Source organism: Pedobacter sp. SYP-B3415 (assembly GCF_004138205.1).
Classification (GTDB): Bacteria; Bacteroidota; Bacteroidia; order Sphingobacteriales; family Sphingobacteriaceae; genus Pedobacter.
Map to the genome: position 1 here is coordinate 43,692 of NZ_RXNQ01000022.1, position 20,871 is coordinate 64,562.

The following is a 20,871-nucleotide window of genomic DNA, read 5'->3' on the forward strand; positions in this document are numbered from 1 at the left end:
TTACAGCGCCTGCATCGGGTTCAATCCTGAAGACTGGCCGCGCACCGCGCCCGAACGCTCTTTGAACAGCTGGAGCTTTGATTTTTTCGAATCACCGCCCCACCTGTTATTCGCCTCGTCGATATCGGCCGTCTCACGCATCGGGTCAATCAAAATGCCCGTTACCTCTTTGTCTTTTACATAAAATTTTGAAACTGTTTTCTCGTTCAGCCTCCAGATCTGCGCCGGTATCCGGTCAATTTCGGTTGTTCCGTCTTTGTACGTAAACTGAACAATAACCGGCATCACCAAACCGCCTTTGTTGCCAAAAGACAATTCGTAAAAGTATTTATCCTTGTATTGCGTCTTTTCGGCTTCAGTCAGCTGCTCAACCTGCACGGGAATTTCCTGCCTGACGCTTTTCTCTGTATATGGAATAATACCCCGGTCATATTTCCAGTAAAAATCGCGCGCAGCGGTATCCCGGTCGGTATAGAATCTGAGGTTTTTGTCTTCCCGGTTACGAACCTTCGAGATATCTTCAAACGCATTTACAGCAGGCTTATCTATTTTAGACATGACGGTTCTTGCACCGGGAATCCGCGGATCGACATCTGCTTTTGCAAACTTTACGGAATCCAGCGAGATATCAACGGCATCGGTACTGTAAAACCAGCCGCGCCAGAACCAGTCCAGGTCCTCACCGCTGGCATCTTCCATGGTACGGAACAGGTCGGCAGGTGTAGGATGCTTGAAGGCCCAGCGGCGTGCATACTGCTTAAATGCATGATCAAAAAGCTCGCGCCCCATAATCGTCTCACGCAGAATGTTTAATGCTGTGGCCGGTTTTGAATAGGCATTCGGACCGAACTTAACGATGTTTTCCGAATTCGTCATTACGGGCTCCAGATCATCTTTCGGCAGCTTCATGTAATCTACTATGGTGTGCGCCGGACCTTTTTTGCTCGGGAACTTATTGTCCCAAAGTTCTTCTGTCAGGTATTCCACGAATGAATTCAATCCCTCATCCATCCACGTCCACTGCCGCTCGTCACTGTTTACGATCATCGGGAAAAAGTTGTGGCCAACCTCATGAATTACCACACCCAGCATGCCGTTTTTTGTAGATTCGCTGTAGGTGCCATCTTTATCAGTACGCCCGTAGTTAAAACAGATCATCGGGTATTCCATCCCATTAGCCGCTTCGACGCTTTGTGCAACCGGATACGGATAAGGAATGGTAAAATCAGAATAAGTTTTGATGGTATGCGCAACGGCTCGGGTTGAAAACTTGCTGTACAGATTATACGCTTCCTTGCCATAAAAACTCATGCACATCACGTTCCGGCCTTCAATAGGCTGCGCCATGGCATCCCAGACAAACTTTCTTGACGAGGTCCAGGCAAAATCGCGCACATTGTTAGCCTGAAATACCCAGGTCTTGGTTCCGGTAACCCGTTTACCCTCTGCAGCCTTCGCTTCAGCAAGGGTTACGATCTCGACGGGCGCTTTAGCTGTTTTTGCCCTGTTATAGCGCGTCAGCTGCGTGGGCGTGAGAACACCGCTGTAATTAACACATTCGCCGGTAGCCCCCACTACATGATCTGCAGGTACAGTCATCTGAACCCTGTAATTTCCAAACGTCAGCGCAAACTCGCCCCGCCCGGTAAACTGATGATTCTGCCATCCCTGGAAATCACTGTAAACACATAACCGCGGAAACCATTGTGCCATGGTAAACAGGTAATTCTTATCTTCCGGGAAAAACTCGTATCCTCCGCGGCCGCCAAAAGTCATCCGGTCTGGTATCTTATAACTCCATTGCAGGTTGAAAACGAACTGCTGCCCCGGTTTAAGTGCCGTTGCCAGGTCAATACGCATCATGGTTTTGTTTACCGTATAAGACAGGGTCTTTCCCTGCACATCGGTCAGTTTAAGAATTTTGATTCCGTAACCATTATCGCCGGCAGGTGTCAGCGCGCGCTCAAGCGCCTTCACTTCCATCTGGGCCGGCAGGCGTGTAGATGACTGGTAATTTGCATTATTCACGCTGCTATGTTCATTCTCATCGAGCTGCAGCCAGATGTAATCCAGCGGATCAGGAGAATTATTAAAATACGTAACCGTTTCAGAGCCCGTTAAAAGTAGTTTCTTTTCATCCAGGGTGCATTTGATGTTATAGTCGGCTCGCTGCTGCCAGTACTTAGCGCCCGGCGCACCGCTGGCCGTGCGTTGTTCATTTGGTGTCGGCAGAATGGTACCCAGCTGTTCGAAGCTGTTGCCGTGATTACTGCCAGGGTTGTTCTTTATATTCTGCGCCACAACAGCAGCGGCAGAAGCCATGAGCAAAATGCTCAGTGTAAACTTTTTTATCATGTTTTATAACCGGCTAAAAGGGCATTCGCTCAAGCGCTATCTTAAAGGCGATAGCAAATACTCCTGAAGAAACAAAAAATATCCAATCACGTCGTTTTATATTAAAAACACCCGTGAATAACTGTGTCAAAATTAAGATAATTGCTACACAAACAACCTGCCCAACTTCCAGGCCAACGTTAAAACCGAAGAGGCCCCAGCCCAGGTTTTGGTCGCTTGCCAGCATCATACGAATTGAGTTCGCAAAACCCATTCCGTGAATAAGGCCGAACAGCAATGCAAGATAATAATTTGTGCGCATGCTTCGGCTCTTTCCCGGCTTCCACCAAAGATTGACTAAAGCAGTGATGAAGATAGTACAGGGAATGAGAAATTCGACCCAGGCCGTACTGAAACGGATCACATCCAGTACACTCAGGGCCAGCGTAAGCGAATGTCCGATCGTAAATGCAGTAACCAGAATCAACACCTGCTTCCACTCCCTGAAAACATAGACAGCCGCGAGTGCCAGGATAAACAACTGATGATCAAGCGCATCGGCGCTGATAATGTGTTCCCAGCCAAGTTTGAAATAAAATAAAAAGTCTTGCATAGCAAACGCGGGGAAATGAAGGATAATAAGTTTGAAAGTTTAAAATTAAAGCCTTTTTTTTGTAAAACCCAGCGTTTAAGATCGAAGAGGGTTACGCATGCAATTTTCCCTGTTATTTTGTTACACATTTTTGATGGCCTTTATATTGCCGGCTCCATCCGGGAATATGCCTGCCGGGCGGCACCCGCTGCACGTAAGTACGACCGAAGTGAGCCTCAATTCCAGGGAAAAAAGCCTCGAGATACTTGTCAGGGTGTTTACAGACGACTTTGAAAATATCCTGGCCAGAAAATACAGCAGAAAGACTGATCTTTCTTCTGCCGCCATGCACAGGCAGATGGACGAACTTATAAAACGGTATGTTGATGAAAACCTTCGCCTCTCGGCGGATGGTAAACCGCTGCGTCTTAACTATATTGGCTTCGAAACCGATCATGAGGCCGTGATCGCCTATTTTGAGGTCCCTGGAATAACTGCGCTGAAAAAACTCGAAACCCGCAACAGCATTTTATATGACCTTTTTGACGATCAGTTGAACATTATTCATGTGCTTGCCGGTGGTACACGAAAAAGTGCCAAACTGCTTTTCCCGGATAAACAGTTGGTAACAGTTTTTTAGCCAACATTTTCCGCCTCACGCTGTTTGTACACAGGAAGTGTTGCAGGCTATATGCCCGCAGCAGCAATCTATATTCCGATGCAGATACTTTTGTATACTCCGGTTGTAACCTCGAGGATCAGGTACATCTTTAACTTTATCTTCAAAGATATTTTGAAGACAGAGCTGAATTTTACCACTACAGCCAACGAGTTCATTACATATGACGGCCCGAAACTCAGCTATGCGGACAAACCCTTTGGCAATGAGCCGTTTTTTGAACGTTCGCCATTTCTGCTTTCTCAAAAAACCGACCCGGTAACCATTAAAAAAGTGATGTTTGGAGATCAAAAGGTGCCCTTCCCGGTAGGAAGCGGGCTCTTGCCCTTTGATCTTTTTGCAGCCTCGTTCTATTTTATTACACGTTATGAAGAATATCTCGTATTTGAGGGCGATGAGCACCTGCGTTTTCCCGCAAAACTCAGCCTGCAGTACGAACTCGACCTGCTTCAGCAACCCGTCATCGACGAATGGGCCCTGCTGCTAAGGAAAATTCTGCTCGAACACGACAGCCGGATGGAATTTGGCAAGCGCGAATTCAGTATAGTGCCTACAATTGATATCGAACGTGCCTTCTATTACAAATCAAACGGCTTATTTAAAAATGCGCGGCGTTTTCTCAATGCTGCGCTGCAATTAGACAAAGAGCGCGTCCTCGGGCTTGTTAACGCAGGCCTGGGACGGCATGCAGACCCCTTCGATACCTATAAATACCTGCACCGCCGACATACGGAATATGGCCTGGAGCCCGTATTCTTTTTCCTCCTGGCACGTGAAAGAAACAACCGCTACGACGTAAACATTCATCCCGAAGACCGTGCGTACCGGTCGCTGATCAGAAAAACAGCTAAACATGCCGCCGTAGGCATTCACCCGTCTTATTCCTCGAATAATAAGGAGAGTAAAATAGCTGAAGAAATGTCTGTTCTTGAGCAGATCATTGAAGAGAAACCGGTTAACTCGCGGCAGCATTTTCTGCGGCTCCACCTGCCGCAAACGTATTTGAAGCTGCTCCGAGCCGGTATCAGAAACGATTACAGCATGGGGTATGCATCAGCTACAGGTTTCAGGGCTGGCACCTGCACGCCCTTTTTCTGGTATGACCTGCAGCTGGAAAAAGAATCAAACCTGAAGGTTCACCCCTTCGCGGTTATGGACCTTGCCCTTCGCGATTATCTGAAGCTGGACCCGGACGCAGCTATTGACCACATCCGGCTGCTTATTGACCGGGTAAAAGCTGTCGGCGGCACATTCTGTATGTTGTGGCACAATGAAAGCGTTTCAGAAAACAGGAAGTGGAAGGGCTGGAAAAAAGTTTACGATGCCATTCTCGCTTACGCGGGAAATATGATTAATCAAAAACCTGCCAATGGTCTTCAATCTCAGTAAAACAAGATCTGTTGCAAACGTATTTGTTTCAGAACTGCGCGACAACGTCATTCAACAGGACAGCATGCGCTTTCGCCGGAATATGGAAAGGCTGGGCGAATTTTTTGCGTTTGAAATCAGCAAAGAAATGGGATTTTCCGACGCGCATGTCCAGACACCACTGGGAACGGCTACCTGTCAGCGCCTTATGGCCCAGCCGGTCCTGGCGACCATTCTGCGCGCCGGCCTTCCGCTTCACCAGGGTTTGCTGAACATCTTTGACCGGGCTGATTCCGCATTTGTTTCCGCTTACCGTAAGAATAACAAATCCGGTGGTTTTGTGATCAAACTGGAGCACATTTCCTCCCCAGACCTGACGAGCCGGACGGTAATTATGGCCGATCCGATGCTTGCTACCGGCATGAGCATGGTTCTATGCTGTAAGGAACTGATAGCCGGTCAGAAGATCGGTGAACTGCATGTGGTATCGGCAATTGCAAGCACCGAAGGCATCGCATACGTAAGGGCCCATCTGCCGAAGGCGAAGATCTGGGTGGGCGCCATAGATGATGAAATGACGAGCAAAGCCTATATCGTTCCCGGTTTGGGCGATGCCGGCGATCTGGCATTCGGTACCAAGATCTGATTCGACAGTTTGGCGCTAAAAACTACCTTTGCAGGATGAATGCAGTACGGCATATTTTTTTTGATCTCGACCATACCATCTGGGACTTTGACAGGAACGCAGAAGAAACACTCCGCGAGCTGTACAAGACACATGAACTGGCGCTTCTGGGCCTAAAGGATTGTGATGCATTTATCCGCCTGTATACCGAAAACAACCACCGTCTCTGGACAGATTACCATTTAGGAAAGATCTCGAAGGAACAACTTCGCGCTGAACGCTTTTCCAGCACATTTTTGCAGTTGGGCATGCAGCCAGAACGCATCCCTGATAGTTTCGAACACGACTACGTTAGGATAAGCCCGACAAAGACAAACCTGTTCGAATCTGCCCTGGATGTCTTAAGTTATCTGAAAGAACGCTATCAGCTGCATATTATTTCAAATGGTTTTAAAGAAACCACATTGACCAAGATGCAGGTTTGCGCGCTCAGCCCTTACTTTCAGAATATTTTTATATCAGAAGATGTAGGTGTGAACAAGCCGCATGAAGGCATCTTTGCGCATGCGCTAAAGGTAGCGGGCGCCGGTAAATCAGAAAGCATCATGATCGGCGACAGCATCGAAGCCGATGTTCGCGGCGCACAGAATTTCGGCATGAAGGCCATCTTTTTTAATCCGAACCGGCTCGAAAAACCGGATGATGTCAGTGATGAGATTTATCACCTGCGCGAACTTTTGTTACGGTTCTAGCAACGGCATGATTTTTATCGCGTCTAAGGTACCAAACAACACACCATGAAGATAAAATTTATCACAGCACTCGTGCTGCTTCTGCTGCCTTTTTTTGTCCGGTCGCAGTACCGCAGCGATTATTCAGAAGTTTTTATAGCGGTTCAGGACCCGGGCGAACTAACCATATCTGCCAATGGCGAACGTATGAGTTCATCAAAAGGCCGTTTTAGATTTTTTGACGTCGGCAATTCTGTTGCGCTCACCATTAGTCAGGCAAACCGTCCGGTCATCCGCAGAAACGTTTCCGTCCCGGCCGGTGTGCGGCTTATTTTGACGCTGCTTCCTTCCGGAGAACTTCGCCCGCAGGATCAGCTTTCGATTTTCCGCAATAACCAATATGCCCTCGATAACTGGAACGCCTATGTGAATTACAACACGGGTATCGTTCCGGGGCGGCCTGAGAGAGGCGAAGGGCCCGGGCGCGGCCAGCATCTGTCGTCGCGTGACCTGGAGATTCTGGTCAGCGGCGTGAAAGCAAAAGGTTTTGACAAGGAAAAACGCCAGGTTGCCGAAGCTTCCCTGAAAAACGTCTGGCTAAACACAGAGCAACTGGCTCAGGTACTCAAAGTCTTTTCCTTTAGCGAGCAACGTCTTGCCCTGATCAAATCAGTTTATCCGAGGCTCACAGACAAACAGAACGCCCATTCACTCGAATCGTTTCTGAGTTTTTCTTCAGAGCGTGAAAATCTTCTGAACTTTATACGCAACAGCCCCTAATGACGGTTGCAGCTACATATCAGAAGATTAAATCATCGGTGCAGGTTTATCAACAGGTGCTCGATGAGACAGCCGACACATCGTTTGAGCGTAAACCCTTGAACGGAGGCTGGAGCCGGTCAGAAGTTTTCTGGCATATTTTTGATGCCAGCCTTCTCTCTTTACAGACGGCGCTTGATTGCGCCAGAGGTGATGGAAAGAAACGTGAAACCCCTTTTATATCAAAACTGATCTTATTCTTCGGGGCCTTGCCTCCCGGTCGCTATAAAATGCCCGGAATGCTGGCTGAACGTTCGAGAAGCTGTTCACCTGCAGAAGCCCGGTTGTTGATAAACAGATTCTTGAAAGCTTTGGATGAGGCTTTGCCGCAGCTAAAACGTGCGCCCGCCGATATCAAAACCAAGCATCCGCGGCTTGGCTATTTTAATGCCGCGCAATGGCTTCGGTTTATGTGGATACATCTCCGGCATCACCAAAAGCAGCTCTTAAGAATTGAGAGAAGTATCGCCATGGAAGCGGGCAGAAAGAAAAACCTATAAAAATTCACATCTTTGCCGTCAGACAGATCAGGCACAACGCATGAAGATACCCGCCATAAAAGGTTTTGATCAGGAGGCTCTAACAAAGTATTTTAAGAATACAGGCTGGCTTATGCTGGCGCGGGTCGGGAGCCTTGCCATTAAAATTTTTGTCGGTTTTGCCTTGTCGAATTATCTGGGCGATAAACATTACGGCATGCTGAACTTCCCGGTAGCCTTTACATCGTTTTTTATTGCCATCGGCGCCCTGGGTCTGGATGGCTTCATCACACGCGAACTTCTTCGCACGCCCGATGAACGGGATCGACTGCTCGGCACATCATTTTTCATGAAAGTCGGCGGTGCACTGCTTGTTCTGCCCCTGATCTGGCTGGCTTATGCTTTTTACAACGACAGGTATGGCACAGAAACTCCTGCGGACTACTTTATCATAACAGGCCTTGTCGGACTTGCCCAGGCTTTCAATGTGCTTGATAGTTATTTTCAGTCGAAAGTACAAGGCAAATGGGTCATGATGGTCCAGGTATTTGGCAATATCGCGTCGGCCCTTGTCAAGCTACTGCTTATTCTGAATGATATGCCGCTGAGCTGGTTTATTTATGCCGTGCTCTTCGACGCCGTACTGCTGGCAGCGGGGTATATCTATTTTTACAGGCGCGAGGTCGGTTCATTGTTTAGCTGGAAGTTTGATGCTAGACTGGCTCGCCGCCTGATCAGCAACTCCTGGCCGCTCGCTTTTTCAGCTGTCCTGGTATCGATTTATATGAAGATCGACCAGCTTATGATAGAAGCCTATATGGGGCCGGCTCCGCTTGGGGTTTACTCAACGGTCGTTACGCTTAGCGAAAGCTGGTATTTCATTCCCGTCGCTATTGTAACCTCCGTATTTCCTGCCATAATGAACGCCCGGCGCGACGATCCTCAGCGTTACCAGCGCCGTCTGCAGAACATGTACGACCTCATGGTTTGGATCAGCCTGGCCCTGGCCATTTTTATGACTTTTGCATCACCCTACATTTACCGCATTGTCTGGCATGACAAGCCCGAATTCTGGGCAGGTGCGCCGGTTCTGTCGGTTCATATCTGGGCGGGAGTTTTTACATTCCTTGCGGTGGCCAGCGGGCAATATCTGATCGCCGAAGGCTTTACCAGGCTCACCATTGTGCGTACCGCTGCCGGCGCGCTTGTCAATGTCTGTCTGAATATAATCTGGATTCCTGTATATGGCATGATGGGCGCAGCCATGTCAACGCTTGCCGCTTACTTCACAGCAACTTTTTTTCTCATTTTTCTTCCCTCCACGCATAAGCAGGCTATAATGATGCTGAAATCACTGTTCCTCATTACCCTGGTTCAGAAAGCTTTTGGTTTTTTAAAACAACCTAAACCATAAAATCTTAATTTTACCCGATCCAGCGACAAAAATGACATTTAAAGCGATAAAGACGGCAATCAGAACGGCATTGTATAAACCACTTAACCTGCTGACGCTTCAGAAGCACAGACGAACAATAAGAAACAGCACGGGAGAGATCAACGTGATCATTGGTTCGCATACTACTAACTATCCAAATTGGCTGCCTACAAATATTGAACAGTTAAACCTGCTCAGTCAAAGCTCATTTGAGCATCTTTTTCAGGGAAAAAAGGCACGGCGTTTTCTTGCCGAGCATGTTTTCGAGCACCTAACATATGACGAGGGTGTCAAAGCGCTCCAAAACTGTTATGCCTACCTCGAAAAAGGCGGCCGGATCCGCATCGCAGTACCCGATGGCTTTCACTCAAATCCCGATTACATCAATATGGTGAAGCCCGGCGGCTATGGCGAAGGTGCGCATGACCATAAAATTCTGTATACCTACCCGAAACTGACCAGTGCGCTGAAAGAAGCCGGCTTTGAGGTGACACTGCTGGAATATTATGATGAAAATCACGTTTTTCATTACAAAGACTGGAACAGTGAAGACGGCCATATACTCCGCTCACGACGTTTCGACAAACGGTTCAATGAACCTATAGCCTATTCATCGCTTATTGTTGACGGTATAAAAACAGCAAATTGAAAAATACACTATCACCTTTAAGCCTGTTAAGTCCGACGAAATTAAAGGTTTTGCTTTCGCTCGGATTCAAGGGTTATCTTGCTGAAAAAGGCTGGTTTAAGGCTTACGAAACTAAGTCAGCTATAGATGAACACGGAGCTGCAATTCCCTGGGTTACCTACTCATTTATCGATTTTATTAAAACACGGATACGACCGGAACACCACATTTTTGAGTTCGGATCGGGAAATTCCACCATTTTTTACGCACGCAACGCGGCTTCGGTAACAGCGGTAGAGCACGACAAACCCTGGTTTGAAAAGTCTGCTGCCATCGGATTGAAAAATGCAGAGATCATCTATTGCGCGCTCGAAAACGACGGCGCCTATTGCAGAACCGCAACAACCACAGGTCGCAGGTTTAACCTCATCATTGTCGACGGCCGCGACCGTGTAAACTGCTGCAGACAGGCCGTTCAATCGCTTACTGAAGACGGTGTAATCGTTCTGGATGATTCCGAACGTGAGAAGTATGCTGCCGGAATAGAATTTCTGAAGGCACAGGGTTTTAAAGAGCTTCCGTTTAGCGGTATGGCACCCGGTGTGATTGTATCAAAGTGTACAACCGTCTTCTATAAAAGCAGCAACTGCCTGAATATTTAGCAATACCCCCCATGCTGAGCACCGATGTAAAAAAAGCATACGACGACTTCTACAGCAATAATGATGAAGCGTGGCGCATGCTTGGTGCACGCCATAAGGCCGGCAATATTGTAGACGTATGCAAAGGTATCCGCCCTGAAAAGGTACTGGAGGTGGGCGCAGGCGATGGCAGCATTCTTCATTACCTGGACACCTGGAATTTTGCACCACAGCTTTATGCGCTGGAAATAGCCGACAGCGGTGTGGAAAAGATCCTGCGCCGCAAACTGAACCGGTTAAAAGATGCCCGTGCTTTTGATGGCTACACAATTCCTTACCCTGATAACCATTTTGATCTGTGTATCCTGGCACACGTACTCGAACATGTGGAGCATGAGCGGCCGCTCTTACGCGAACTTAAACGCGTGTCAAAACATCTTTGTATCGAAGTTCCGCGAGATTACCGGTTCGATGTAGATAAAAAGGTGAAACACTTTCTGGATTATGGACACATTAATGTTTATACGCCCAGCTCGCTTCGCTTCCTCCTGAAAACTGAAGGGTTTGAAATTATAGCCGACAAGACTTCGGTTGCTGCGCCTGAAATAATTTCATTTGCACGCTTTCAAATACTGAAGCAGCCGAATACACTGTTGTCAAGGCTAAAAATATCGCTTGAATACCGGCTGAAGCTCCTCACGGGCAAGTTGTTGGGAAGAAAAAAGCAGGAGGCCTTTGCAAACGCCTACACCGTTCTGACAACCAAATCTGCGCAAAACCTAAAAATATTTTAAGAAACACCGCTTCCGGCCCTTGTAGCCCGATTTTTGAAGCACGCCCAACCAGTCATGCAAAATCCTGCCCCAATAGCACTTTTCGTTTATAACCGTCCGGTGCATACCGCACGCACGCTCAAATTCCTGCAGCAAAATTCGCTGGCAGAAGAGAGCCGGCTATTTATATTTTCTGATGGACCAAAAAGTCCTGCCGATAACGAGAAAGTAGCGGAAGTTCGTGAGATCATAAAGGCAGCAGAAGGCTTCAGGTCTGTACAGGTCGTGCTTCGTAAGGAAAATATGGGACTTGCGCGCTCGGTCATTTCGGGCGTTACCGAACTTTGCGAGAAATACGGACAAGTGATCGTTTTTGAAGACGACCTGGTCAGCTCGCCGCACACCTTAGTGTATTTTAATGAAGCACTGAGCCGGTACCGGAACGAAGATAAGGTCATGCATGTGGGCGCTTATATGTATCCCCTCGGACAGGGAGATTTACCTCAAACCTTTTTTTACCGCGCAGCGACCAGCTGGGGCTGGGCAACCTGGAAGCGGGCGTGGGATTATTTTGAGCCGGATATCGACAAACTTATTCCCCGGTTTGACGCCGCAAAACGAAATGCTTTTTCTATCGAGCATAGCATGAATTTCTGGAAGCAGATGAAAGACTTCAAACGGGGAAAAAATAATTCCTGGGCAATACGGTGGTATGCTTCGATCTTTTTGCGCGGCGGACTCACGCTGAATCCCTCGCAATCGCTGGTTAACAACATCGGGCACGACGGCTCCGGTATCCATTCGGGCATGAATGACATTTATAATGTGGTGATCAATCCAAAACCGATCAGCTCATTTCCGGAAAACATCGAAGAAAATGAAGCCGCTTACCGGCAAATCAGGCACTTTCTGAAACACCGTAAGGGAAACCTTTGGCAGCGCCTGGTACGGTTTATTAAAGAAAAAACGGCTTAATCCTGAATCTTTCCAAGCTCTGTACCGGCGTCGTAACGCAGCTGATTGATCTCCTGGAACAGGCGATTGATTTCGCCCCGGTAAGCAGCAGATTCTGAAGCAGCTTCCTTATACAGCAGCTCACTTGCACGGAGCGCCCGCGGTGTAATCGCCGTGAATAAACGGCATGTCACTGCAGTAGTTTTGTTCAGCGTAAGACGGTTCATTTCAGCAACAATACGAGTATTCTTCTGCCAGGCCTCAATACCGTTTTCCCGGATTAGCCTGAGCCTTTCGGCCCGGTCCATATCTGCCGCAGGCCGGTATAGCCGGTTAAAGCTTCTGATGTTCTCTGTAAATACAATCGAAAGTTTTCTGAATTCGGCCGTATCGTACTTAGGAACCTTCACATACATCAGGGCAATAAAGGAAATGGCCAGGAAGGCTACAAGTGTATACCTTAGCCCTAACTTCATGGCACCGGTAAGTCGCGCGCGTTCATCAAGCAGGTATGAAAAAATAAAGCCGCTTATAAACCCGCCGAAATGTGCTGCATTATCCACCTGGTGCGAACGCAGGCCGTTCAACAGCATAAAGGCACAGACAATCGCCGTACTGATCAGCAGCGCCTGGTTTGCATGCTTTTCAAAAGCCTTGTTTAGAATCAGGGCCAGGAAAGCGCCGAACATGCCCATGATGGAACCAGATGCACCAAGCATGAAAATATGTTCATGGTCAGCCACACTAACCATGCCTCCACAAATGCCGCTAAGAAGGAAAATGATCAGGAAACGGATGCTTCCCATTTTGTTTTCAGCCATCAGCCCCGTATAAGACAGGGCGAACATATTCAGAAACAAATGCCAAATGCCAACATGCAGAAACTGGTATGTTACCAGCCGCCAGACCTGGCCGGCCAGCACCAGCTCTCGGTTGTTGGCGCCGAGCTGCAGATAAAACCACTTGATCTTTTCAGGAAACAAATGCATGTTCGGATCCTGCTGCAGCCTGTAGAGGAGCAACAGGAAACTGACACCAAAACAAAGTGTATTAAGAATAATCAGAACCGGTGTTACAACGTATCCGCGTTGCGGCACAAAGAGCTGCAACACGTTTTTAATCCTGTTTTTTACGCGAAGGGGTGCCTGCTCAAAATAATCCGGATCCTGTGTGGACGCATGCTCCCGGAACTGCCTGATGTGTTCGTCCCAATCTGCGCAAAGGTGAAATTCTGCATATTCAAAATCTTCAAAAAACCGGCGCAGGTTCGCCTCATTTTTTCCGTAGTCGTTAAAAAGCATCTGCACCCCGATGCATTCACTTTTTATAACTGCAAAATTTCCATAAATGCGAACTGATATCTCTTCGCTGTACGATTGCCAGGACAGCCCGGTATAGGCGATCAGTCCTGAAGAAGAAAGATAGCTGATTTTCCAGCCAAGATTTTCCGCTGCCATTTTCGCAACGAGGAGATAGCGTTCAGGAGAAAAATCACCGAGCGGTACATATTTCTCTGTTTTTGGGGAGTACCCCCACTTTACGTTCATTCAGATGGCTTTTGAGCCACTAAAATAATGTATGGCGACAGCTTTTTTGATTCGAAGGGAAATATTTTTGTCAGCACTTTACCCGATACCCAGGTAAGCTTCTTCAGCATCCTGGCAAAAAGCGGTTTTTCATGCTCTCCTTCAAACCAGATACTGAATTTGCCAAAATAAGACGACTGGACATTTTTAAGACCGGCCTCATGACAGACGCTGGCCAGCAAATTAGGATCCATGCTGTTGAGGTTGTGTTTATCAAAATTCGGCTTATCGAATGTCTTCTGGAACCAGCCGTTCAGGGCATGAAAATTTGGGAGTGTGATAAACAAAGTACCGCCCGGTTTAAGAAACGCAATGTGTCTTCTTATGATATCGGCAGTATCGTTAAAGTGCTCAATCAGACCGCAGCTTAAAACCAGATCATACTGTGCTTCTGGCTGGTATTGAAAAAGGTCGGTTTCAATTATTTTGATATCCGTATCGGCCAGGTTGTTTACGGTAAGCAGATCATGCACGATTGGCTGGTGCACAAAATAATCAAGCAGCGTTACGTCCACCCCGGCGTACTTCCTTAGAAAAACGGCATAATACCCGGGAAATCCGCCCAATTCTATCGCCGATCTGATCTCACGACCGGTTATAAGATTTTTTAGCTGCCTGTGAAAAAGATATTTTTCCGGAATCGGCATGGCCAGGCCGGTTTTGCGCTCCCAATAGTCTACCCAAAATTTTCTGTCGGTCAGCAGATTGCTCATGCCTGCAAAGAAAGCAATTTTTTACAGTATAGCCCGGGCGGCTATGCACTCTAGCGCATAAAATGTATTTTTGGAAGGTTTGAAAATTGTACACTTAAACACTTATGACGGAAACGGCGGTGCCGGCCGGGCCTGCCTGCGGCTTAATTCGGCGTTAAACAACCTGTCTGTGACCGGGCAACCGGCTGCCGCCGGAATAGAATCAAAAGTGCTTGCTTATTTCAAATTTGGTCATGATGAACAGATCGGGACTTTTACACCGACTATCATGTCGCGCGGTCGCGCCGCTGCACAAATTCTTGCAGAACGTTATTGTTCCAAATACCTGACGCGCTCAGTCAAAACACCTTTTTCGCTGCAGTGGTTCGGCCAGGACGTGACAAGCCATCCCGATGTCAGGTCTGCAGACATCATTCATCTGCATTGGATCAACCACGGTTTTCTGACCCCCCGGTTTATTGCTGCCTTAGCGAAACTTGAAAAGCCGGTGGTCTGGACGTTTCATGACAGCAATGCATTTACGGGCGGCTGCCATGTCCGGTACGACTGTGAGCATTACCACCGCAGTTGCGGCGATTGTCCCTTACTAAAGTTCAGTGGAAAGAACGACCAGTCGCACCAGAACTGGGTCAGGAAACAAAAAGCGTACTCCAGGCTTGATTTCGAGATCATTGCGCCCAGCCGCTGGATGCAGGAATCGGTACGTTTCAGCAGTTTGCTTGGCGCAAGAAATACACGGGTCATTCCAAACACGATTGAAACCGCTGTATTTAAGCCTTACGTTCAGCAGGAAGCGAAATCCATTCTCAATATAGCCCCGGAAAAGTTTGTGCTTATGAGCGGCTTTATGCCTTCTAAAAATGATAAGCACAAAGGGACCCCTTACCTTGTAGATGCATTGCACCAACTTGCAGCCCGGCCGGGTATTGATCCGGAAAACTTTGAACTGATCATTTTTGGAAATAAAGAAAATACCGACCTTCCCGAATTTCCCTTTCATACCACGTTTTTAGGAACGGTAAATAACGATGCACACCTGGCCAAGTGTTACTCGGCCGCCGATGCATTTATCAGTCCAAGTCTGGAAGACAACCTGCCGAACACAGTTATGGAAAGCCTTTCGTGTGGCACACCGGTCGTCGCATTTACTACCGGCGGCATACCAGATATGGTTACGCACGGCGAAAACGGATTCCTGGCTCCGTATTGCTCGGCAGCCGGCCTGGCCGACGGACTGGAGTGGCTCTATCTACACCCCGACCGCGACCTGATACGAAAAGAGGCACGGCGCTCAGTAATTAACCGTTTTTCAGAGTCGATTATCGCCGCAAGACACCTCGAGTTATACGAATCTTTAGTAAATTTACGGCAAAGATAATTTCGTATGCAGCCAAAGCTTAGTGTCATTACTGTTGTTTATGACAATGTACAGGACATTGAGCGTACCATGCTGTCTGTTCTCAACCAGACCTATCCGAATATTGAGTACATCATTATTGATGGCGATTCAAATGACGGAACGGCAGAAGTCATAAAAAAATACGAAGATCGCCTGGCTCATTTTGTTTCTGAACCTGATCGCGGCATTTATGATGCGATGAACAAAGGTTTATCCCTTGCTACCGGCGATTATGTATTGTTCATGAACTCAGGCGATGAACTGTACGAACCGCAAACGGTTACCGAAGTTTTTGAAGCTTCGCCTTCGGCGGATATCTATTATGGCGAAACGGAAATGTATGACCGGAACTGGAATAGCCTTGGTCAGCGCCGGCACGAAGCTCCGGAACATTTTAACTGGGAGAGTTTCCGGTATGGTATGAGCGTAAGTCACCAGGCCATTTATATCCGGCGCAGCCTGACCGGTCCGTACGACCTGCGCTATAAATACAGCGCCGACATTGACTGGATCATCAGGGCCGCCAAAAAAGCCTCCAGTATTGTAAATGTGCACATGTACGTAGCTAAATACCTTGTTGGCGGTATGTCGAAAAAGAAACACCTTGCAAGCCTGCGTGAGCGTTTTGCCATTTTTACAAAGTATTACGGACTCATTCCGAATATCCTGAGTCATGGCGTGATCGCCATTAACCTGGCCTGGTATTTTGTGCGCCACAGGCGTACAAACGATTAGCACTCTTGTCATTTCTGAGATTCCCAAAAACAATCCATTTTTCCAGATGTAGTTTATTTGTCTGTAAGACAACTATTAAATATTAAATATAAAATCATGGGAAAACTGAATAACCGCACCATTGCTGTATTATCTGAAAATGGCTTTGAAGAATCTGAACTGACCAGTCCTGTAGAACGCCTGAAAGAAGAGGGCGCTACCGTACACATCATTTCGTCAAAAAGCGGAACCATCCGCGCCATGAAAGATCATGAGTGGAGTATTGAAGTTGATGTAGATAAAACGGTAGACAGCGTGAACTCATCAGATTATGATGGTCTGTTGTTGCCGGGCGGCGTGATCAATCCGGATGCCTTGCGTATCAATGAAGATGCGCTCACATTCGTAAAGGGGTTCTTTGAAGAAGGAAAACCGGTTGCAGCCATCTGTCACGGGCCTCAGACGCTGATCAATGCAGAAGTAGTTTCAGGCCGCAAGCTTACCTCATACCCTTCCGTAAAGAAAGACCTGGTCAATGCAGGCGCGAACTGGGTAGATGAGGAAGTTGTGGTAGATCAGGGACTTGTAACCAGTCGTAACCCTGATGACCTTCCGGCTTTTAACGATAAAATTGTTGAAGAATTTGCCGAAGGCGTACACGATGGTCAGCATGCCTAACAAATCATAGGTTCGAGAGAGGTCCTGATGCTGCGGCATTGCAGGGCCTTTCCTTTTTTAGAGCTTGACCTGCCGGATGATATTTTTGATATTAAGCTCAATCATATCAGTCATGGTAATGCACTGCAGGTACGCAGAATCATTGAAGTAGGCCGCCATTGAATCTTTCAGCCTGGCTATATTTTCAGGAGTAGTCAATGCCTCAAGGTTTGACACATCACGAAGGTCAGTAAGCCTGTGTCTTTCGCTGCGAACGCGGTGAACAATAGATGAACGTTCCTCCTGCCGGTACTGCTGAACCGTCTTTTCGGTAAGCTGCTCCATAGACAGTTTTACGTATGGAAAATTTTCTTTGAAAAACTGCGGCAGGTAGACCTTCAGGTTCCCTTCATAAAACTGCTGATCGAAATCAATGGCGCGGATCCTGAACTGGATATCGTCAAAATCGGGTGTCACCTGCATCACGAAGTTATAGGCGCGCATGTCGCCAAGCAGCATGATCAGACAGCGCTCGTTAAACTTTACGAATTCTTTAGCAATGCGTGTCGGATTGTATTCCGGCCGGTAAAGCTGATCTGCTGCAAAGACATCGCCCGGAATACCGGCTATGTGCTCTTCAATTAGCGTTTCTTCATCAACAAGATAATTTACCTGGTTCGGCGACAGGATTTCTTCCAGTTCCAGCCCATAAATGCGCGAGGCATCGGCCTGTTTTACATAAAAATAGTCATACACATCATTTAGCCGGTTTACAATACGAATGCGGAATGGGTGTGTATTGCCGAACGTACAAAAATCAATGCGGTCTATGTATTTGTGCTCAACGATACGCAGGTTACCGGATGCCTTCAGCAACGCATAAATCTCCTTCAATCTTTCATGAATCTGTTCAAGCCTGTCCTGCGGATAAATCGGACTTTCCCACAATGAATCACGGCCATTTTTGTCCATAACCGGAAAAGCTTCGTCGAACAGGCGAAGGTCGGCATAAGTAAGGGGCAGCTTCGCATCACGCTGGTATGTTTTCAGGTATTTCTGCAAGGCAGGCCTGACCGGAAAAACGGGCTTTTTACGGGAAATCTTTACATCGTCTTCAGACATGCACTAAAGATAACAATTAATGTCTACGGCCATGCGTACTGACCTCAGACATCAGATTTTATAGCAGCGGCACGCTAAGGCCAAAAGTTACATTCCGCCCGGGATTATAAATTCCGTTCCCCTGGGCATATTTGTACCTGCTCAGGTGATTAAAATATTCTTTGTCCAGCAGGTTTTGACCTGTGATCCAGAATTTCAGTTCCCCGCCCCGGCGGGTTCTGAAGCTGGTGCCAAGACCGGCATCAAGCAAGGTATAAGATGAGGTGGCCGTTTCAAATTCGGGCTCGAACCGCTTTTGCGCAAAAACATTACTCACCCCTATTTTGATGTACGTGTCGCCGAGCCCCTTCAGCTGGGGCTCAAACCGCAGCTCGTTATTGATGGTACCGGCCGGAATCAACGGTAAGGCGGAGCCGTCTGCACGGTTCGTTCCGCGTGTATAGGCAAAGGTATTTTCAAAATGCAGGGACTTTACGGGATGAATATCAAGCGATGCTTCTGCACCAATAAGGTCGGCATTGGTCTGTACAAAACGATATACCGGCAGTACTTCTGTAACATCATCTTCATTTGTATAATTGATCTGTTCATTGTTAAAATTTCCGGGATAAATATAATTGTAAATGCGGTTCGCGTACGCATTCAGGCTTGCTGATATGCTGTTTCCGCTGTATTCCAGTGCCAGGTCCGCCTGTATGCTATTCTCCTGTTTAAGCGCACTGTTGCCAATCTCATACCTGAAAGTTCCTTCGTGACGGCCATTGGCACCGAGCTCCGCGATGTTTGGCGCCCGGAAGCCCGATCCAAGATTTCCTTTCAACACGAGGTTTCGTGTTAATTCTACCGCAGCCCCTACGGATCCGGAAACGTTCGAAAACCGGTTATGGAATGCGTTAAAAACGGTCTCGCCATCCTCATCAATCAGATCAAACCCGTTTACCTTTTTATAATCGTAACGCGCGCCAAAATTGATTGCGCCTTTCGCGAAGGTCTTTTTAAGGTATGCAAACACGCCTACGTTATTGCTGTTATAATCGGGAATAAGATATTCGTCGCCGTTGTTTTGGTTCTCCTGGTACATACCCTGAACGCCGATTACCGGTTCCCAACTGCCGCTATTGGCAAAATAATACTTGAGATCGTAGGTATATGAATTCAGGTCCAGGTTAAGACCCGGTTCAACTGCGCTTTCTTCAAACTCTTTGCGCACGTTTTTCTGAAAACCAAGTGTTGCCCGCAGGCGGCTGCTGCCCAGAATGATGTTGTTGTTCCACACCGCACGGTAGTGGTTGATATTTTGATTCGGCAATGAAAGGCGCCTTGTTCGGCCTTCGGCTTTGGTGAGGACATTGCCTTCCTCATCCCTGAAGCGGCCGTCATCGTCCGGACCTTCCTCTACCAGGCCTACGTTCGTATTGAACCAGGACAAGTTCAGATGAGAATAACCCCAGGTCTTGTTAAGCCCCAGCAGCGCGCTGCCATTGGTTTCGTCGAACCCTGAATTAGGCACCGCCGCAGATTTATAGCGGTAGGCATAAGCATTTCTATAAGACAGCCGTCCCCGGTATACAAAACCCTTGTCATTTCCCTGCAGCATGAGGGATGAGGCACTCAGTCCGTTATTTGTACTATAAGAACTGACGAACTCGCCGTTTACAACGCCCTCTGCAGGTGTGTAATCATCAAGGATATTAATTACGCCACCAAGGGCATCTGAGCCATAGAGCAAACTTGCCGGACCTTTCAATATCTCAATCCTCGCCGCTGCAAACTGATCAATTTGCGCGCCATGCTCGTCGCCCCATTGCTGGGCTTCTTCGCGGGCACCGTCTACCATCGTGAGCACGCGGTTGTAGCCCAATCCACGTATAACCGGTTTTGAGATGGCACCGCCGGTTGTAACCTGTGCAACACCGGGCACTTTTGCAAGCGCATCGATCACATTTGTGCCGGCCGCCTGACGCAGGCGCTCTTTGCCCACACCAACAACAGACAGGCTGTTTGTACGATTATTTGAACTGAAAGGAGACCCGGTGATAACCACTTCAGCGGCCTCTATAGCCGAGGGCTGCAGCGCAATATCAGCGGTAAGTCCTTTGGCAGCGTCCACATACTGGCTCGACGTTTTATAGCCAACATACCGCACTTCAAGGAGAAATCTTCCGCGTTGTGGCAAATTTCTCAACGTAAAAACGCCGTCTGCCCCGGTGGTGCTGACCACCCGCAGATCGGCAATATAGACGCTCGCGCCGGCAAGCGGTGCGCCCGTTGATGCATCTACGACCCTACCCTTTAAATCTGCCAGTGCCGACGCAAAGGACGATAATGAGCAAAAGACCGCAAGTATAAATAATAATATTTTTTTCATGAGTAAATCAGGCGTCCGGACCTGGAAGGCCGGCGGACGGCACATATGAGCTGCTTGCTGTTACAAACAGAAACACAGCATGGATTAAAAAGTATACAACAGTTGGAAGGGGCCCTGCAATAGTCAGGGCGTAACCGGTTTAGCGGCCGGTCAGGAACGGCAGGGCGGACCCCGGAGACAGGTTGATTTTAAGCTGGCGTATGATCCTTTCTCAGGAGCGGATTTTAAGTAATCGAATTTGATAACAGAAATGA

At 47.8% G+C, this 20,871-nt stretch carries 20 protein-coding genes; 14 read left to right on the top strand and 6 right to left on the bottom strand.

Annotated elements, in window-relative coordinates:
- Together EJV45_RS08905 and EJV45_RS08910 are read right to left on the bottom strand one after the other, a co-directional pair.
- Positions 1–2,355, bottom strand: coding sequence for a M1 family metallopeptidase (locus tag EJV45_RS08905; protein ID WP_129715326.1), 2,355 nt, complete (start codon positions 2,353–2,355; stop codon positions 1–3).
- Positions 2,356–2,368: 13 nt separating this feature from the next.
- A complete protein-coding gene (locus tag EJV45_RS08910; protein WP_129715327.1) occupies positions 2,369–2,947 on the bottom strand; it encodes a HupE/UreJ family protein in 579 nt (192 codons plus the stop codon).
- Between the two features lie 133 nt (positions 2,948–3,080).
- Here EJV45_RS08910 and EJV45_RS08915 point away from each other — a divergent pair, with 133 nt between their 5' ends.
- From EJV45_RS08915 to EJV45_RS08965, 11 genes are all read left to right on the top strand, one after another.
- Complete coding sequence (locus tag EJV45_RS08915; protein WP_129715328.1) at positions 3,081–3,566, top strand: DUF6702 family protein; 486 nt, start codon at positions 3,081–3,083, stop codon at positions 3,564–3,566.
- A gap of 78 nt (positions 3,567–3,644) precedes the next feature.
- Positions 3,645–4,994, top strand: a complete 1,350-nt coding sequence (locus tag EJV45_RS08920; protein WP_129715329.1) for a polysaccharide deacetylase family protein — start codon at positions 3,645–3,647, stop codon at positions 4,992–4,994.
- Positions 4,975–5,619, top strand: a complete 645-nt coding sequence (upp, locus tag EJV45_RS08925; RefSeq protein WP_129715330.1) for a uracil phosphoribosyltransferase — start codon at positions 4,975–4,977, stop codon at positions 5,617–5,619. Before EJV45_RS08920 ends, upp begins: the two co-directional genes overlap by 20 nt.
- A 35-nt stretch (positions 5,620–5,654) precedes the next feature.
- Positions 5,655–6,350 (top strand): YjjG family noncanonical pyrimidine nucleotidase, encoded by a 696-nt coding sequence (locus tag EJV45_RS08930; RefSeq protein ID WP_129715331.1) that lies wholly within the window; start codon positions 5,655–5,657, stop codon positions 6,348–6,350.
- Positions 6,351–6,395: 45 nt separating this feature from the next.
- On the top strand, positions 6,396–7,109 hold the full coding sequence (locus tag EJV45_RS08935) for a DUF4476 domain-containing protein (RefSeq protein ID WP_129715332.1): 714 nt from the start codon (positions 6,396–6,398) through the stop codon (positions 7,107–7,109).
- The gene (locus EJV45_RS08940) at positions 7,109–7,648 is read left to right on the top strand and encodes a DinB family protein (RefSeq protein ID WP_129715333.1); all 540 of its coding nucleotides are present in this window, start codon (positions 7,109–7,111) and stop codon (positions 7,646–7,648) included. The genes EJV45_RS08935 and EJV45_RS08940 overlap by 1 nt, the downstream gene beginning before the upstream one ends.
- Before the next feature lie 40 nt (positions 7,649–7,688).
- On the top strand, positions 7,689–9,041 hold the full coding sequence (locus tag EJV45_RS08945; RefSeq protein WP_129715334.1) for a flippase: 1,353 nt from the start codon (positions 7,689–7,691) through the stop codon (positions 9,039–9,041).
- A gap of 31 nt (positions 9,042–9,072) precedes the next feature.
- The gene (locus EJV45_RS08950) at positions 9,073–9,711 is read left to right on the top strand and encodes a hypothetical protein (RefSeq protein ID WP_240755234.1); all 639 of its coding nucleotides are present in this window, start codon (positions 9,073–9,075) and stop codon (positions 9,709–9,711) included.
- Positions 9,708–10,352 (top strand): FkbM family methyltransferase, encoded by a 645-nt coding sequence (locus tag EJV45_RS08955; protein ID WP_129715335.1) that lies wholly within the window; start codon positions 9,708–9,710, stop codon positions 10,350–10,352. The genes EJV45_RS08950 and EJV45_RS08955 overlap by 4 nt, the downstream gene beginning before the upstream one ends.
- A gap of 11 nt (positions 10,353–10,363) precedes the next feature.
- A complete protein-coding gene (locus EJV45_RS08960; RefSeq protein WP_129715336.1) occupies positions 10,364–11,125 on the top strand; it encodes a class I SAM-dependent methyltransferase in 762 nt (253 codons plus the stop codon).
- Between the two features lie 54 nt (positions 11,126–11,179).
- The gene (locus EJV45_RS08965) at positions 11,180–12,079 is read left to right on the top strand and encodes a sugar transferase (protein WP_129715337.1); all 900 of its coding nucleotides are present in this window, start codon (positions 11,180–11,182) and stop codon (positions 12,077–12,079) included.
- Here EJV45_RS08965 and EJV45_RS08970 read toward each other — a convergent pair.
- Both EJV45_RS08970 and EJV45_RS08975 read right to left on the bottom strand, forming a co-directional pair.
- Entirely contained in the window at positions 12,076–13,605 is a 1,530-nt protein-coding gene (locus EJV45_RS08970) for a rhomboid family intramembrane serine protease (RefSeq protein WP_129715338.1), read from the bottom strand. The two genes, EJV45_RS08965 and EJV45_RS08970, sit on opposite strands and share 4 nt — an antisense overlap.
- Positions 13,602–14,357 carry a bifunctional 2-polyprenyl-6-hydroxyphenol methylase/3-demethylubiquinol 3-O-methyltransferase UbiG gene (locus EJV45_RS08975; RefSeq protein WP_129715339.1) on the bottom strand — a complete coding sequence of 252 codons (756 nt, stop codon included), beginning with the start codon at positions 14,355–14,357 and terminating at the stop codon, positions 13,602–13,604. The genes EJV45_RS08970 and EJV45_RS08975 overlap by 4 nt, the downstream gene beginning before the upstream one ends.
- Positions 14,358–14,427: 70 nt before the next feature.
- On the opposite strand from EJV45_RS08975, the gene EJV45_RS08980 reads away from it, so the two are divergent.
- The 3 genes from EJV45_RS08980 to EJV45_RS08990 all read left to right on the top strand — a co-directional run bounded on the left by EJV45_RS08980 (position 14,428) and on the right by EJV45_RS08990 (position 17,148).
- On the top strand, positions 14,428–15,735 hold the full coding sequence (locus tag EJV45_RS08980) for a glycosyltransferase (protein WP_240755235.1): 1,308 nt from the start codon (positions 14,428–14,430) through the stop codon (positions 15,733–15,735).
- A 6-nt stretch (positions 15,736–15,741) separates the two neighbouring features.
- Positions 15,742–16,491 carry a glycosyltransferase family 2 protein gene (locus EJV45_RS08985; RefSeq protein WP_129715340.1) on the top strand — a complete coding sequence of 250 codons (750 nt, stop codon included), beginning with the start codon at positions 15,742–15,744 and terminating at the stop codon, positions 16,489–16,491.
- A gap of 96 nt (positions 16,492–16,587) precedes the next feature.
- Positions 16,588–17,148 (top strand): type 1 glutamine amidotransferase domain-containing protein, encoded by a 561-nt coding sequence (locus EJV45_RS08990; RefSeq protein ID WP_129715341.1) that lies wholly within the window; start codon positions 16,588–16,590, stop codon positions 17,146–17,148.
- Positions 17,149–17,205: 57 nt separating this feature from the next.
- Here the strand turns inward: EJV45_RS08990 and EJV45_RS08995 are convergent, their stop codons facing one another.
- Positions 17,206–18,249, bottom strand: a complete 1,044-nt coding sequence (locus tag EJV45_RS08995) for a hypothetical protein (protein WP_129715342.1) — start codon at positions 18,247–18,249, stop codon at positions 17,206–17,208.
- 58 nt (positions 18,250–18,307) lie between these two features.
- Complete coding sequence (locus EJV45_RS09000) at positions 18,308–20,617, bottom strand: TonB-dependent receptor (protein ID WP_129715343.1); 2,310 nt, start codon at positions 20,615–20,617, stop codon at positions 18,308–18,310.
- Positions 20,618–20,871: the final 254 nt, after the last annotated feature.

What these genes read in the sequence shown, in the direction of transcription:
- EJV45_RS08935 (WP_129715332.1), top strand. Translation starts at nt 6,396, where the DNA reads ATGAAGATAAAATTTATCACAGCACTCGTGCTGCTTCTGCTGCCTTTT.
- EJV45_RS08960 (WP_129715336.1), top strand. Translation starts at nt 10,364, where the DNA reads ATGCTGAGCACCGATGTAAAAAAAGCATACGACGACTTCTACAGCAAT.
- EJV45_RS08950 (WP_240755234.1), top strand. Translation starts at nt 9,073, where the DNA reads ATGACATTTAAAGCGATAAAGACGGCAATCAGAACGGCATTGTATAAA.
- EJV45_RS08910 (WP_129715327.1), bottom strand. Translation starts at nt 2,947, where the DNA reads ATGCAAGACTTTTTATTTTATTTCAAACTTGGCTGGGAACACATTATC.
- EJV45_RS08985 (WP_129715340.1), top strand. Translation starts at nt 15,742, where the DNA reads ATGCAGCCAAAGCTTAGTGTCATTACTGTTGTTTATGACAATGTACAG.
- EJV45_RS08975 (WP_129715339.1), bottom strand. Translation starts at nt 14,357, where the DNA reads ATGAGCAATCTGCTGACCGACAGAAAATTTTGGGTAGACTATTGGGAG.
- upp (WP_129715330.1), top strand. Translation starts at nt 4,975, where the DNA reads ATGGTCTTCAATCTCAGTAAAACAAGATCTGTTGCAAACGTATTTGTT.
- EJV45_RS08945 (WP_129715334.1), top strand. Translation starts at nt 7,689, where the DNA reads ATGAAGATACCCGCCATAAAAGGTTTTGATCAGGAGGCTCTAACAAAG.
- EJV45_RS08940 (WP_129715333.1), top strand. Translation starts at nt 7,109, where the DNA reads ATGACGGTTGCAGCTACATATCAGAAGATTAAATCATCGGTGCAGGTT.
- EJV45_RS08990 (WP_129715341.1), top strand. Translation starts at nt 16,588, where the DNA reads ATGGGAAAACTGAATAACCGCACCATTGCTGTATTATCTGAAAATGGC.
- EJV45_RS08970 (WP_129715338.1), bottom strand. Translation starts at nt 13,605, where the DNA reads ATGAACGTAAAGTGGGGGTACTCCCCAAAAACAGAGAAATATGTACCG.
- EJV45_RS09000 (WP_129715343.1), bottom strand. Translation starts at nt 20,617, where the DNA reads ATGAAAAAAATATTATTATTTATACTTGCGGTCTTTTGCTCATTATCG.
- EJV45_RS08915 (WP_129715328.1), top strand. Translation starts at nt 3,081, where the DNA reads ATGGCCTTTATATTGCCGGCTCCATCCGGGAATATGCCTGCCGGGCGG.
- EJV45_RS08920 (WP_129715329.1), top strand. Translation starts at nt 3,645, where the DNA reads ATGCAGATACTTTTGTATACTCCGGTTGTAACCTCGAGGATCAGGTAC.
- EJV45_RS08905 (WP_129715326.1), bottom strand. Translation starts at nt 2,355, where the DNA reads ATGATAAAAAAGTTTACACTGAGCATTTTGCTCATGGCTTCTGCCGCT.
- EJV45_RS08965 (WP_129715337.1), top strand. Translation starts at nt 11,180, where the DNA reads ATGCAAAATCCTGCCCCAATAGCACTTTTCGTTTATAACCGTCCGGTG.
- EJV45_RS08995 (WP_129715342.1), bottom strand. Translation starts at nt 18,249, where the DNA reads ATGTCTGAAGACGATGTAAAGATTTCCCGTAAAAAGCCCGTTTTTCCG.
- EJV45_RS08930 (WP_129715331.1), top strand. Translation starts at nt 5,655, where the DNA reads ATGAATGCAGTACGGCATATTTTTTTTGATCTCGACCATACCATCTGG.